General features: G+C 54.9%; 9 protein-coding genes and 2 pseudogenes. 4 read left to right on the forward strand and 7 right to left on the reverse strand.

All coding sequences use genetic code 11. The annotated features are described in order from the left end of the window. Positions 1-105 precede the first annotated feature (105 nt). Positions 106-1521, reverse strand: a complete 1416-nt coding sequence (locus tag HBO09_RS08755; protein WP_169992984.1) for a HAMP domain-containing sensor histidine kinase — start codon at positions 1519-1521, stop codon at positions 106-108. Next, positions 1499-2179 carry a response regulator transcription factor gene (locus HBO09_RS08760; RefSeq protein WP_169992983.1) on the reverse strand — a complete coding sequence of 227 codons (681 nt, stop codon included), beginning with the start codon at positions 2177-2179 and terminating at the stop codon, positions 1499-1501. The genes HBO09_RS08755 and HBO09_RS08760 overlap by 23 nt, the downstream gene beginning before the upstream one ends. Before the next feature lie 404 nt (positions 2180-2583). Between HBO09_RS08760 and HBO09_RS08765 the strand changes: the two genes are divergently transcribed. Then, positions 2584-3906: a chloride channel protein gene (locus tag HBO09_RS08765; RefSeq protein ID WP_169992982.1), complete on the forward strand. Its 1323-nt coding sequence runs from the start codon at positions 2584-2586 to the stop codon at positions 3904-3906. 6 nt (positions 3907-3912) lie between these two features. On the opposite strand, the gene HBO09_RS08770 is transcribed toward HBO09_RS08765, so the two are convergent. Together HBO09_RS08770 and HBO09_RS08775 are read right to left on the reverse strand one after the other, a co-directional pair. Further along, on the reverse strand, positions 3913-5190 hold the full coding sequence (locus HBO09_RS08770) for a DUF2254 domain-containing protein (RefSeq protein WP_106118393.1): 1278 nt from the start codon (positions 5188-5190) through the stop codon (positions 3913-3915). 106 nt (positions 5191-5296) lie between these two features. Beyond that, entirely contained in the window at positions 5297-6550 is a 1254-nt protein-coding gene (locus tag HBO09_RS08775; RefSeq protein ID WP_169993241.1) for a sodium:proton antiporter, read from the reverse strand. Positions 6551-6850: 300 nt separating this feature from the next. Here HBO09_RS08775 and HBO09_RS08780 point away from each other — a divergent pair, with 300 nt between their 5' ends. The 3 genes and pseudogenes from HBO09_RS08780 to HBO09_RS28855 form a co-directional block, all read left to right on the forward strand. Beyond that, positions 6851-8731 carry a DUF294 nucleotidyltransferase-like domain-containing protein gene (locus HBO09_RS08780; RefSeq protein WP_106118391.1) on the forward strand — a complete coding sequence of 627 codons (1881 nt, stop codon included), beginning with the start codon at positions 6851-6853 and terminating at the stop codon, positions 8729-8731. Beyond that, positions 8728-9450 (forward strand): 3'-5' exonuclease, encoded by a 723-nt coding sequence (locus HBO09_RS08785; RefSeq protein ID WP_106118390.1) that lies wholly within the window; start codon positions 8728-8730, stop codon positions 9448-9450. Before HBO09_RS08780 ends, HBO09_RS08785 begins: the two co-directional genes overlap by 4 nt. A 48-nt stretch (positions 9451-9498) precedes the next feature. Continuing rightward, a pseudogene (locus HBO09_RS28855) lies at positions 9499-9672 on the forward strand (helix-hairpin-helix domain-containing protein); the annotation flags it as partial. Between the two features lie 57 nt (positions 9673-9729). Here HBO09_RS28855 and HBO09_RS08790 read toward each other — a convergent pair. From HBO09_RS08790 to HBO09_RS08800, 3 genes and pseudogenes are all read right to left on the reverse strand, one after another. Then, positions 9730-10464: pseudogene (locus HBO09_RS08790) on the reverse strand (methyl-accepting chemotaxis protein); the annotation flags it as partial. A 341-nt stretch (positions 10465-10805) separates the two neighbouring features. Next, on the reverse strand, positions 10806-12473 hold the full coding sequence (locus HBO09_RS08795; protein ID WP_106118388.1) for a BCCT family transporter: 1668 nt from the start codon (positions 12471-12473) through the stop codon (positions 10806-10808). 228 nt (positions 12474-12701) lie between these two features. Then, positions 12702-14189: a SulP family inorganic anion transporter gene (locus tag HBO09_RS08800; protein ID WP_106118387.1), complete on the reverse strand. Its 1488-nt coding sequence runs from the start codon at positions 14187-14189 to the stop codon at positions 12702-12704. Positions 14190-14294: the final 105 nt, after the last annotated feature.

Below are 14294 nucleotides of genomic sequence, written 5' to 3' on the forward strand. Positions count from 1 at the left end.
GGAACAACAGATATCTCACAAGCAAAAGGCCTTGGGTCAGCAATATGTGCTGCCAAACTAGGCCTGGGCGCCGAGGCGCTCAAATTAACCAGTATTAAGTAAAATTTAATGTTCAGGTACAGATCGATCCGTGGCTTGACCGCTGAACATCGGGCAGTGAATCAATACGCGTGTTCCCCTGCCCGAGGCACCGGGGTGGATATCCAGTGTGTATCCGTGCAATTTCACTATGGCGGCGACTAACGACAGGCCTAGGCCGTGGCCTGGGTTTATCTGGCTTCCCTCGCCGCGATAGAGCCGGCGAATGACATGCGTACGGTCCGCTTCAGGGATGCCGGTACCATCGTCCACTACTTCAATAATGACAGTTGAGTCCTTGATGCTCCCCCGCAATTCGATATGGCCGCCCTCCGGGGTAAATTTAATGGCGTTATCGAGCAGATTGACCAGCGCTTCGAACAGTAACGAAGAGTCGCCATACACCTGGGGACAATCGCTGGGAATGTCCAGCGAAAGCGTTTGGGCGCGGTCCAGTGCCATCGGTTCGTAAAACTCATGCGCCTGTTTCAACAACGTCATGATCGGGAAGGGCGCAAAGGCAGAGCGGCGACGAATATCCTCAAGCTCAGCGACCCGCAGCAGTCCTTGAAAGCGCACCATGATCGACTCGCTCTCCTCAAACGCCTGATTCAAGGTCTGCTTATGTTCTAGGGCCAGCGGTAACTGCTGGAGCTGATAGAACCGTGCGCGTAAGCGTGTCAAGGGTGTGCGCAAATCATGGGCAATACCGTCGCAGACGCTTTTCACCTCATGCATCAACTGCTCTATGTGATCAAGCATCGTATTGACGGCGTTGGCCAGCATATCCAGTTCATCGCGGCGTGCTGACAACGGCAAACGCTCAGCCAAGTTGCCCGAAACGATACTTTTGGTACACAGCTGCAGGCGTTTGACACGACGCAATGGGCGACGTCGCAGTAAGCGCCAGCCAATCAAACCGGGGATAAGTGTTAATGACAACCCCCACATCAGGGCCTGCTCAATAATGCCACCCACGGCGGAAATCGACCCGCCGTCACGTGCCAAAATCAGGATATGTCCGTCAGGGCGCCGTGCCAGCAAGGCATAGCTGCTTCGGGTTTCGGTGCTGGGTAACGCAATGCTCAGGCCGCGCTCAAGGTAGTGAACCTGGCCGTCGTCGGGTAGGTTGGAGCGCAGTTTCAGCAGGTCGCCGGCGACATGGGTGCCATCGGGTCCAAATAAACCGTAGGCGTCGATCCCGGGGGTCGAGTAAGCCTCACTCGCCGCCAACTCAGCAAGCAGGTTCGAGTCGTCGACCTTTTGATAATAGTGGGCGCGTTGCAACAACGTACGCTCGGCAACCGTGCCCAGATAGTGGGAGATTTCCCAGTACAGTACACCGGTAAAGAGTGCTCCCCACGCCACGAAGAACACCGCGTAAAACCCGATCAATCGACTACCGGACGAGCGCCATTCCTCATTTTTTGGTAGCGAGGACATAGCCGGCACCGCGTATTGTATGGATCACAGGTGAATCTTTGTCGCTTTCCAGCTTTTTACGCAGTCGTCCGATGTGCACATCAATGATGTTTGTCCCGGGATCGAAGTGATAGCCCCAGACGCCTTCAAACAGCATGGTACGAGTGACCAGTTGGCCGGCACTGCGCATCAGGAAGTTGAGCAGTTTGAACTCGGTGGGCAGCAACTGGATGTCTTCGTCATTGCGCGTCAGCTTGTGCTCCACCAAGTCCAGTCGCAGGTTGCCGCAACTGAGGTGTGGGTTGCTGGGGTCTGCGGCGGTGCGTCTGAGCAATGCGTCAAGGCGCGCGATCATCTCGACGGCCGAAAAGGGCTTGGTCAGGTAGTCATCGCCGCCCGCACGAAGTCCCAGAACGCGCTCATCCACGTCCGAAAGAGCGCTGATCATTAGGACCGGTGTCTGAATCCCGAGACTGCGCAAGGTGCTGACAATCGTCAGCCCGTCAAAGTCCGGCAACATGCGATCCAGCGTAATCGCGTCGTAGCCGCCTGCAATCGCCAAGGCCAGTCCGTCGCGTCCAGTGGCAGCCCACTTTGAGCTGAAACCGTGGCGTTGGAGTTCAGCGACAATGATTTCGGCCGTCACCTGATCATCTTCAATGACCAACGCATTACTCATAATTTCCTCCATTCGTGCGTGTTTTTCAGCGCTCCCGACTCAATGCCGACATCCAGTGCAAGCGAACCTTATTGCTCCAAGTTGCGCGCGAATACTAACTATTTCTTAACCCACCTTAACCCGGTCATCTCGCCTGCACAGATATATTCGTAATAACAGCCGAACGAGCTGACTGACATGAGGGTAAATAGTGACACCCTATCTGGCTTTCTTCTTGCTGACATTCGCCTTGGTATACGCCCACACAAATTGGCTTACTCACAAAACAAAATCGACGTGGTGGGGCTCCTGAGCCGGGAGTGAATAGCTATAGTTATCTGGTCACTCCCGGTTGGACGTGACCGTTTAACCCGTTAATCTTGTTTTTGCATTTTATTGAACCTCAACAACGGGAATCCGCTCGGGTGATCAAACCGATATTGCTGATACGTCGTCGCTTTGCCTCGATCCGATGGCGTACTCGGGTGACACTCTGGGTCGCTGCTACCCTCGCAGGTTTGCTGGTAGTGATGTTCGCCCGGTTGGCTGACCTGGCGCTGATGCAGTTCGCTCAACAGGCCGTCGCCCGGCCGTGGCTGCCGTTTATCTACACGCCGCTGATCGGCATGTTTGTGGTGTGGATGACCTCGCGTTTTTTTACAGGGGCTCAAGGTAGCGGTATTCCCCAGGTGATCGCGGCTACGCGGTTGGCCCACCAAGGCAAGCCCGTGAATAAGTTGGTATCGTTGCGTCTGGCCTTCGCCAAGATAGGGCTCGGTACTCTGGCCCTGACCGGTGGTTTTTCAGCGGGGCGTGAAGGCCCTTCGGTGCAAGTCGCCGCCTCGATCATGCATTTCTTTCACCGTTACCTGCCCAACGCACGCATCATTCGCCCAGAAGACCTCATCCTGGCCGGTGGTGCGGCGGGTATTGCTGCTGCCTTTAACACGCCCTTGGCCGGTGTGGCCTTTGCGGTGGAGGAGCTGGGGCGCAAGTTGGAAACCCGCACCAGCGGGGTGTTGCTCAGCACGATCATTTTGTCGGGTATGGTCGCGATAGCCTTGCAGGGCAACTACAACTATTTCGGGCACTTCGACGTACAAGAGGCCAATTTCGATATCGTTCTTCCGATACTGGCGATTGGTATTGGCTGTGGTGTTATGGGGGGATTGTTCAGTCGGATGCTCCTATGGCCACAGCGGTATTGCAGTTTTGTCGTCTGGGAATGGCGCCGCCTGCATCCAGTCTGGTTCGCAGGTGGCTGCGGCATGATCGTGGCGATTCTCGGTTGGCTCAGCGGTGGGATGTCCTTTGGCAGCGGTTACGGGATCACCTCCCAGATCATCGTGTCCGATGTTGGTTTGCCGTGGCACGCGCCGATTACGCGTTTTCTTGCGACCGTTGTGACTTATTTTTCCGGCATACCGGGCGGTATTTTTGCCCCCTCTTTGGCGGTAGGCGCCGCTGTCGGTGCCAATGTCGCTGAATACTTCGCCTTGGCGGCACAGCCCATCATTGCACTGTGCATGGTGGGGTTTCTGGCAGCAGTCACGCAATCGCCAATCACCTCTGCAATCATCGTGATGGAGATGATCGACAGCCATGGCATGGTTATTAGTCTGATGGCTGTTGCACTGATTGCCAAAGCAGTCAGTGCCAGGATGGGCCCCGAGCTCTATCAGCAGTTGGCGCGTGGCTTTCTGCAATCGGACGGCAGTGGCGCCGCCGCGCAAAAAGCCAACACGTAGATTGGGTCAGTGCAGCAGCGGTCGCGCCGCTGCTCTGAGCTTGTGCCGGTCCTCTTCGAGTACAAGTGCAGTGTTCGCGTGCTTGAGCAGCAGTTCTGCGTGCCGGGTACAGGCACCCCTGAACATCGCCGGGTTTATCTGTGCCAGGCTTACAAGGGCCTTCATCATGCGCAGGTCGACTTCCACTAGACCCGCGCCATCTCTGGCAATCGGTGCGAAGAAGTCATCGAACAGGTCATCCACGGTTAAACCGCGCAGGTAAACGTGCTGGCAGTCAGCGTCGATTTTCGCAGCGGGTTCTTTAGGTGTACCCCAACATGTCAGGCTTCTGACGCCGCGCCCAATGACGTCAATGGCGGTGCCGGGGTCATTGACGGCCGGCGACAAGGCGCGGGAGGCGATCTCCGACAACACTGACAAGCCGAACCGGGGATCGTGTTCGAACGTTCGACGCACGCCGATAGCCAGGGTAGCAATGATTTTTTCGTTGCTCGACGCCAGTTCCTCCCCGCGTGCCTTGCTTAAGCTAACGGTTCTTGCGAGCGGCATGCCGATATGCACAAAGCTTCCCGGCAAGACGTCCATAAATATCTGTATCTCGTCTGTGTTGGCGATCACGCCTAACGCCTGAACGTCAATGTGCTGGACGTACCCCGTGTGGAGGCTTGTGATGATCAGCGCAGAACTGGGGATCACTGACTCGCAAGGGTAGGCGGCTGCCCCCAAATGCGGCCATTGGACTCGATTGTTAATGGCATCAATGGCTGCTTGCTCGACACGGTCAATAGTTTCTCCCACCCGCCCAAGCTTGGACAAATGATCGATCCAGCGCAGCAGCGTGTAGACAATCAGAATGACCACGACAATGGTTACCGCGAATAGCAAAACCCTCCCTTGTGTACCGTAGGCGCCGGTACTCAGCGCAATGATCCCCACCAGGCTGAACAGGAATGAGCCAATAAAGGTGGCCAGGGCATTTTGTGTCGTGGTGTCTTCCATCACCAGTGTAGTGGCGCGGGGTGTCACGCCGCTGCTCGCTGCACCGTAGGCGGTGACCATGGTGCTTAACGAAAAGGTCGTCACCGCGAGCATGCTTGAGGCAATGATGCCTAAAATCTTATCGACGGCGTCGGCACCGATGCGGGCGGGCAACGATTCGGGAATGTAGTCCTTGAAGACAACGGCGAGTAACGCGGTGGCAATACCCAGCAAGGAAAACAGACTCGCCCTGAACCACAGCCGTTTGGTCAATTGGTGCAAAACCCAGCGCCAGCGTGCGAGCATTTTTATACCTCCTGCAAATAACGCGATGGGACCCATCGCACGGATTCAGGGAAACGAAGGCGGTGAGTTAATTATCCTTAATGGAGTCTGTCGTCTGGTCAAGGGTTCATCCAGCGTCTTTGTTTGCAGCACACGGAATGACTCTCTTGACCAATTTACCGATCGACATGCCTTGGATCAGGATAGAAAAAACGACCATTAGATACGTCAGGGAAACCACGATATCGCGAGCCGCGCCTGGGGGCAGCGACAACGCCAATGCCACCGATATCCCGCCCCGCAGGCCGCCCCAGGTCATCACACTCCAGGCACCTTCCGGTAGGCGGAAGCGTTTACCCAATACCGCAATGGGAACCCCTACAGTCAACAATCGTGATAACAACGTCAGCAATATGACCAGCAGGCCAGTGGTGAGCAATGGGTTAGAGAACTGGATCAAAACGACTTCCAACCCGATCAATACAAACAGCACTGCGTTGAGTATTTCATCGATCAGTTCCCAGAACATGTCCAGGTTTTTTTCAGTCTGCTCGGACATGGCATGGGAGCGCCCTTGGTTACCCACAATCAGTCCCATCACCACCATCGCCAATGGGCCGGAAACATGGAACTGAGTGGCGAGTGCATAGGCGCCGAGAACAGCGGCCAAGGTGATGAGCACTTCCTCCTGATAGCTATCGATACTCTTGAGCATTCTGTAAGTGATATAGCCCACGCAGGCGCCTAACAGAGCACCGCCTCCGGCTTCCTTGAGTAACAGATGCGATGCACCGATAACCGACGGTGTCTGCCCGCTGGCGATCATTGCGACGATCAGCGAAAACAGCACGACACTCACGCCGTCGTTGAACAGTGACTCACCGGAAATGACCAGTTCCACGCTATGGGGCGCGCCGGCAGATTTCAGAATACCCATCACGGCGATGGGGTCGGTGGGGGAGATCAGCGCGCCAAACACCAGGCAATAAGACAACGGTAGCTGCAGTTCTGTGAGGGACAACAACGCCCAGAGCCCGAAGCCGATGAACAATGTTGAGAGCGTTGTCCCTACTACCGCCAAGGATGCAACCTGCCATTTGTAGGCCCGCAGCTCCGATAGGTCCACATGCAACGCCCCAGCAAAGAGCAGCAATGACAACATGCCTTGCATCAGCAGTTCGGAAAAGTCGATGGACTCCACCAGCGACTGCTCAAGGGTATGCAAGGCATGAAAGCCCAGCGCATCGAATGCCATATTCAATAGTGACAGGCCCAAGGCAATGCCCATCACACCGATGGCGGATGGCAGGCCGACGTAGCGCCGATTGAGATAGGCAAGTACTGCCGTGATGCAAAGGAAGATTGCAATAATGTCCAGCATTGACCCGCTCCAATAAAACAGGATGAGGAAAGCACCCTCGGCAATGCAGATCGCAAATGCTTCTGACCGTTCAGAAATAACCGCCATCAGCGCTGTGCATTCAGTGAATGCCGCGCCTGCCGGGATTATAAATATGACGGCCCGCCGTTACGCAGCAGTTGTTGCCACTCATAGCGTAGATCAGACGTGGCGCTTGATCCTCGTATCGGGATGTGATGTGGTGGGCGACACAGAAAGGCCACTGCCCTTTGCGATGTAGGGCGCTCGTAACTTTAATTCTTTTCAGCATTTCGAGGTTTCATGCAAATCGAGTTACAGGAGATCAGCGACCACCTCTATCGTTTTGCTCCATTTGATACGCTGCCAAAGGAATCGGTAGACGCCATCGCTCGGCGGGTAGAAGTGAGTTATTTCAAGGCCGGCAGCGACATCCTTGAAGCGGGCGCGATCATTCATGACTTGCACTATGTGCGTAGCGGTGCGGTGGAGATTTACCGGCGCAATGGCGAGCTCTACAACCGACTTGTCGAAGGCGACCTCTTCGGTCAGGCCGGTTTGTTGCGCAGTAACAAGGTGCGTTTTCCCGCCCGGGCCTTGGAAGATAGCCTGATCTATTACATACCCGCCGACGTGTTCGCTGACCTTTGCGCGCAGCATGATGCTTTCGCCGACTTCGTTGAAGCTGAGGGGCACTCCAGGCTCAAGACTGCCGTTGAGGCGCAGGGGCGTGCCAGTGAGCTTATTCAGCTCAAATGCCGAGGCCTTATCTCTCGGCCCTTGGTGTGGGTCACGTCGGATACCTGCGTCGGCGACGCGGCAAAAATCATGACAGAACAAAGCGTTTCTTGCGTTCTAGTGATGTCATCAGCGGGCTTGCAGGCGGCTGAAATCCAAGGGATCGTGACGGATCGGGACCTTCGCACACGTGTTGTCGCGGCCGGCCGAAACGCTGACGAAACGGCTGCCCGAGACATCATGACGGCCGAGCCGGTAACGATAGGCGCAGACGACTCAGTGTTTGAAGCGATGCTGGTGATGTTGCGCCGTAATATTCACCATCTGCCGGTGGTCCATCATGGCCATCCGATTGGGCTGATCAACCTGTCGGATATCATCCGCTACGAGTCACACAGCAGTTTGTATCTGGTAAACAGAATTTCTAACCAGACTTCGGTCGACGGCCTTAAATCGCTTTTGCGTGACCTGCGCGGAACCTACATTCGCATGGTGCGTGACGGCGCGACGGCGCACATGATTGGTAGCGCGATTTCCGGTATTGGCCGGGCCTTTACCCAGCGTTTGCTGGAGCTCGCAGAGAAAAAACTGGGGCCGCCTCCGGTGCCTTACTGCTTTATGGTGTTGGGTTCCATGGCGCGTGATGAGCAGTTGTTGGTGACGGACCAGGATAATGCTCTGGTGCTCGACGACCGCTTCGATCCAATCCAGCACGATGCTTACTTCCGAGCGTTGGCGACGTTTGTGAGTGATGGCCTGGCCGCATGCGGTTACAGCTATTGCAAAGGCGGAATCATGGCGACGAACGATCAGTGGCGTCAGCCGTTGAAGGTATGGCGAAGTTATTTTGATCAGTGGATCGAAAAGCCAAACCCCAAGACGTTGCTCAATAGTTGTATTTTTTTCGATCTGGATGGTGTGTTTGGCGAGCTCGAGCTTGTTCAGGAACTGAAAGTTCTGTGTGCTCGAAAATCCAGCGCACATCCTGTTTTTCTAAGTGCCATGGCTCGAATTGCCCTTAACCGGACGCCGCCATTGGGCTTTTTCCGGACCTTTGTGGTTGAGACAGACGGACAGCACAAACGGATCATCAACCTGAAGGGGCGAGGTACCGCACCGCTGACAGACCTGATCCGCATCCACGCGCTCGCGTGTGGCAGTACCGCGCAGAATTCATTTGATCGTATGGACGCCATCGCGAACAGCAACGTCATTCCGCCTGAAGCATTAAAGCAACTCCGATACGCGCTGGAGTTCCTGTCGATGGTGCGAATTCGACATCAGGTTGACGCACTGGAGCAGGGAGCGGCGCTCAATAATTATGTCGAGCCGGAACGCTTTTCCAACAGTGAACGACATAATCTCAAAGAGGCGTTTCAGGTCTTGAGTAATGGCCAGAATTTCTTGCGCTTCCGTTATCCGTCAAAGGGTCGCCTGTCGTCATGAAACACGTGAAAGCGCAGCCCAATCATAAAGTGCTGGAGTGGTCTTCCAGGTTCGAGACCCTGGCAGACAATGCCGTTAACAGCCGCTTGCGACAGTTCTATCAAGCCGGCGCGGTCTCGGCACAGACCTCCATTGACAGCTTGCAACTGCTGGCCATGGACGTGGAAACCACCGGCCTTGATGCACAGGCTGACAGTATTGTGAGCATCGGGGTAATGCCGTTCACGCTGCAGCGCATTTATTGTGGGAATTCGCTTTACTGGGTGATAAAACCAGCGTCCGAGTTGAATGAAAAGTCGGTGACGTTTCATCACATAACCCATGCTGAAATTTCAGATGCTCCCACCTTTGAGCAGGTGCTGGCCCCATTGCTGGAGGCCATGGCAGGCAAGGTGATGGTCGTCCATTATCGGAATATTGAGCGAGCCTTTTTGGATCAGGCAGTGCGTAGGCATTTAGGGGAGGGGTTTGAATTCCCGGTCATTGATACGATGCAACTGGAAGCCCGACTACATCGGCAAAAACGTGGATGGTTCGCCCGACTTATGGAGCGCTCACAACCGTCCATAAGGCTGGCGGATAGCCGGGCGCGCCTTGGTCTTCCGGCTTATCACGCTCACCATGCATTAACCGATGCCCTGGCAACCGCAGAACTGTTGCAGGCGCAGGTAGCGACTTATTACTCAGCGTCAACGCCTGTTGGCGAGTTATGGAACTGAGTCACCGCTTGATAGTGAAACGTTAGCGCCTGTCCGACCGATATTCCTGTAGGCATTGACTCACTAGCGGTCAGTATGGTGAATGCTTGTGACATCCTGGCTCAGGCATCGGCCGTAACCGGATCAATGTGCGGGAGGAATAGCCCGCAAGCGCGGGCTGCCATTACCTCGGCCATTGAGCTTTCAAAAGACTTCCGGTCAAGCACTCAGCGTGTCTCATGATCCGTTTGAGAGCCCTCATCGCGCCAGGTACACATCGCGTGTACTGCGTCATTTTTTTCAAACAACGAAGCGATTCACCATCTTATTAAGATCAACCGCCAGCTTTGACATTTCCCCGCATGCGCTGGCTGTTTGACTGGCGCCTGCAGAACTTTGCACGGCAAGCTCTCGAATGCTGACGAGATTACGATCAACTTCTCGGGCAACATGGGCCTGTTCTTCAGACGCAGTTGCGATCAACATATTTCGCTCATTAATCTGCGTAATGGCCTTGGCGATCTGATCCAGTGAACTGCTGGCCTCCTGTGCCACATCGAGGGATTGGGTTGCTAGCTCTTTGCTTTTACTCATGGCTTCGACTGCTTCAGCTGAATCGCTCTGCATTGCGGAGATCATCTGTTCGATCTCTTGAGTGGAAGACTGCGTTCTGTGCGCCAACGCCCTGACCTCGTCAGCAACGACTGCAAAGCCGCGGCCTTGCTCACCAGCCCTGGCAGCTTCAATCGCTGCGTTCAACGCCAGAAGGTTAGTTTGCTCTGCGATTGCACGAATCACTTCGACGACTTTGTTGATGCTTTGAGCCCGCTGTGACAAAACCTGAATCTTGTCACTCGTGGCTTCAACATTGCCGCTGAGTTTTTGAATCGACTTCAACGTTTGAGAGACTCGCTCTAAACCGGTCTCAGTAAAGCCCTGGGTGCGACGCGACTCTTCCGAGGCCGACTCCGCATTACGGGCCACCTCATCAACCGCCGCACTCATCTCAGTTACCGCAGTGGCAGCTTGGTTGACCGAGCTTCCTGACTGCGAAGGAATGATCTAGGTATCTAGACTATCGACCTGACGTTAATAAACTTAATCAGGCCTCTCGCTTTTAACTGCTCTGCTAAGTCGCCTGCGCGCATCCGGTGATGCATTTGCTGATATCCAGTGCGACAGTGCTTTTCTACGTTTGAGTTTCTAATATGGAACTCTGCTGGAAACCGGAACGTGAACGGTCATGCAGGCATGTACCAAATTCTTACGGAGAGGGTTTTTTCGTCGTAAATGTCGGCCGCTCAGGCTGACGCCATCGCTCCAGGCGATGGCGTCAGGGGTTGTTTGCTGTGCGCTGACAGCGAAAGCCCGATTCGCTAACGAGGCTCCGACATCAGTCCTTTCACCAGCGATACACACCCGAGCATCAGAACGATTGCGAAAGGTAAACCTGTGGATACTGCCATTGCCTGCAGTGCCACCAGCCCCCCACCCAACAGAAGGGCAATCGCAATCACGCCCTCGATGACTGCCCAGAACACTCGTTGAGGCACAGGCGCATCCACCTTGCCGCCGGCGGTGATCGTGTCGATTACCAAGGAGCCTGAGTCCGAGGAGGTAATAAAAAACACAATGACCAGAACGATGCCCAGGAAGGAGGTGATCTCTTTAAGCGGGAGCTCTCCCAGCATGGCGAACAACTTCAGCTCCAGCACAGCGTCCTTGACGCCCACCAGGCCCTGTAAGGTCGTTTGGTCAATGGCCGTTCCGCCGAACGTTGTCATCCACAGCACAGACACCACTGAGGGAACGAGCAAGACCGAGATCAGAAACTCTCTGACAGTTCGACCACGACTGACGCGCGCGATAAACATGCCTACAAACGGCGACCAACTGATCCACCACGCCCAGTAGAAGGCCGTCCAGCCTTGGGTGAATTGGGTGTCAGTGCGGCCGAATGGATTTGACAGTGCCGGCAGGTATTCAACATACGTCACCAGGTTCTTGAAGAACCCTGTGAAGATGGCCAAGGTCGGTCCCACTACGATGATAAACACCAGTAAGAGCAATGCGAGTCCCATATTGATCTGGGAAAGCATTTTGACGCCCTTGTCCAAACCGGAAAGGACTGACCACAGCGCGATCAAGGTAATGCCAACGATCAGCACGACTTTACTGAGATTCGTCGATTGTATCCCGAAGAGATATTCAATCCCCGCGGCAGCCTGTTCTGCACCAATGCCCAGAGAGGTTGCCAACCCGAATAGCGTGGCGAATACCGCCAGGATATCGATGATATGCCCCGGCCAGCCCCAAACGCGCTCACCCAACAGTGGATAGAAAATCGAGCGTATCGAAAGCGGTAAGCCCTTGTTGTAAGAAAACAACGCCAGGGACAACGCCACAATCGCATAGATCGCCCAGGGATGAAGTCCCCAGTGAAAGATCGTAGCGGCCATTGCCAAGTCGGCGGATGCTTTCATATCGCCTGCTGCACCGCCCAACGGCGCCCAGTCCGTACGCACGCCGTTCGCATCGACTGTCACGCCTCCCATGGACGCCGCGTAATGCGACATGGGTTCGGCGACGCCATAAAACATCAAGCCAATGCCCATGCCCGCGGCAAACAGCATTGAAAACCATCCGACGTAGGAGTGGTCTGGTTTGGCATCTCTGCCGCCCAAACGCACCTTTCCCAACGGGGAGAAAATCAACGCAATGCACAGCACCACAAAAACGTTCGCAATGCTCATGAAGAGCCAGGCGAGGTGACTAGTCAACCAGTTCCGGATGGCGCTGAAGAGGGGTTCTACTTCATTCTGCAGTGCCAATGTCAAAATCACGAACAGTAAAATTGTGGCGGCTGAAATGATAAATACTTTGCCGTGGATATCGAGCGAGAACGAAAACTCTCCTTTGATATTGTCTTGACCGATGACGTAGTCAGTGTCGATCAGGTTGGCAGCTCCACTAGGAGCAGGAATACCGTCCTCACTGGGGACGTGAGGGGTGTTAGGCCGATCATCCGTAGGCTTTTCAACCATGAGAATCTCCTTGTTGTTGGCGCGTTTTAACGCGCAGTTGTCATTATCCCCGCTGTTCCTATGGTAAAACGAGATGTAAGCGCCTTTATCCTAACAAGCTTTGAGAACAAACCCGGCAAAACCTGCCGGTTGAATAGCCCTTCGATCGAATATGCCACCGTCACATGACGTCTTTTTGGGCTGCAATCTATTCGATTGAGTGCAATGAACAGGTTTGGGCGGGCCAGATTAATGCCCCATCAACTTATTTATGCCATCGGGTTTGTCGTGAACGCCAAAGCGATCCACGATCGTGGACGTAGCTTGGTTCATCCCGATAACATCTACGTGAACCCCTTCTCGGCGCAGCTTCAGCACTACCTTGTCGAGCGCAGCGACTGAAGTAATATCCCAAAAGTGGGCCTCTCGAAGATCGATGGTCAGGGTCTCCAGTCGTTCCTTAAGATCGAACGAATGAGTGAACCTGTCTGCTGAGCCAAAAAACACCTGGCCTGTGACGTAGTAAGTGCGATGGGCATGTGCGGGGTCATGCTGAGAAGTGACCTCCAGGTAATGTCCGATCTTGTTGGCGAAGAACATGGCGGCCAGCAAGGTGCCTGCGACAACGCCGTAGGCCAGGTTATGGGTCGCGACGACCACGACCACCGTGACCAGCATCACGATGTTCGTTGAGAGCGGATAGTCTTTGAGATTGCGGATGGAGTCCCAACTGAAGGTGCTGATGGAGACCATGATCATCACGGCGACCAACGCGGCCATCGGTATGCGGGCGAGCCAGTCGCCCATGAAGATCATCATGATCAGCAGTGAAACGCCTGCACTCAGCGTAGACAAGCGGGTTCGTCCGCCAGATTTAACGTTGATCATCGACTGCCCGATCATCGCGCAGCCTGCCATGCCGCCAATGAGGCTGCTGGTGATGTTGGCGATGCCCTGGCCTTTGCATTCACGATTCTTGTCGCTGCTCGTGTCTGTCAGGTCGTCGACGATGGTTGCCGTCATCATCGACTCCAGCAAACCGACCACTGCCAGCGCGGCAGAGTACGGCAGTACGATCATCAGTGTTTCAAGGTTTAGTGGCACGCTTGGCCACAAGAATATCGGCAGACTATCAGGCAGCGAGCCCATGTCGCCCACCGTATGTATATTCAGGCCCATGTAGATCGAAATCGCAGTCAGCACGATGATGCATACGAGCGGCGAGGGGAGCAGTTTTCCTACGCCCGGCAGCCTTGGGAACAGGTAAATAATCGCCAGTCCGCCAGCAGTCATTGCGTAAACGGGCCAGGTTACCCCGGTGAGTTCTGGCAGCTGCGCCATGAAAATCAGGATCGCCAAGGCGTTAACGAATCCTGTGACGACTGATCGCGATACGAAGCGCATCAGCTCGCCCAGCCGCAGATAGCCCGCGATTATTTGAAGTACGCCGCACGTCAGCGAGGCGGCGAGGAGGTACTGAAGGCCATGATCCTTGACCAGGTTGACCATGAGCAATGCCATGGCGCCGGTGGCCGCCGAGATCATCGCCGCACGCCCCCCAACAAACGAGATCACAGTGCAGATACAGAAAGAGGCATAAAGGCCAACCTTGGGGTCGACGCCGGCAATAATAGAAAAGGCAATAGCCTCTGGAATAAGCGCCAGTGCAACAACGAGGCCCGCGAGGACATCGGCTCGGATATTTGACAGCCAAGCAACTTTGATCTTTTCAAACATTTATTTACCCATGGCAGGCACCACATCCCGCGCAGCGGTTAGCACTGAGCCGTGTGTGCTTGTGTCTTCAATTGAGTTGTGGAATGGCCGCGGCCAAAAAAGCAG

Source organism: Pseudomonas sp. WS 5027 (assembly GCF_012985695.1).
Lineage (GTDB): Bacteria > Pseudomonadota > Gammaproteobacteria > Pseudomonadales > Pseudomonadaceae > Aquipseudomonas > Aquipseudomonas hygromyciniae.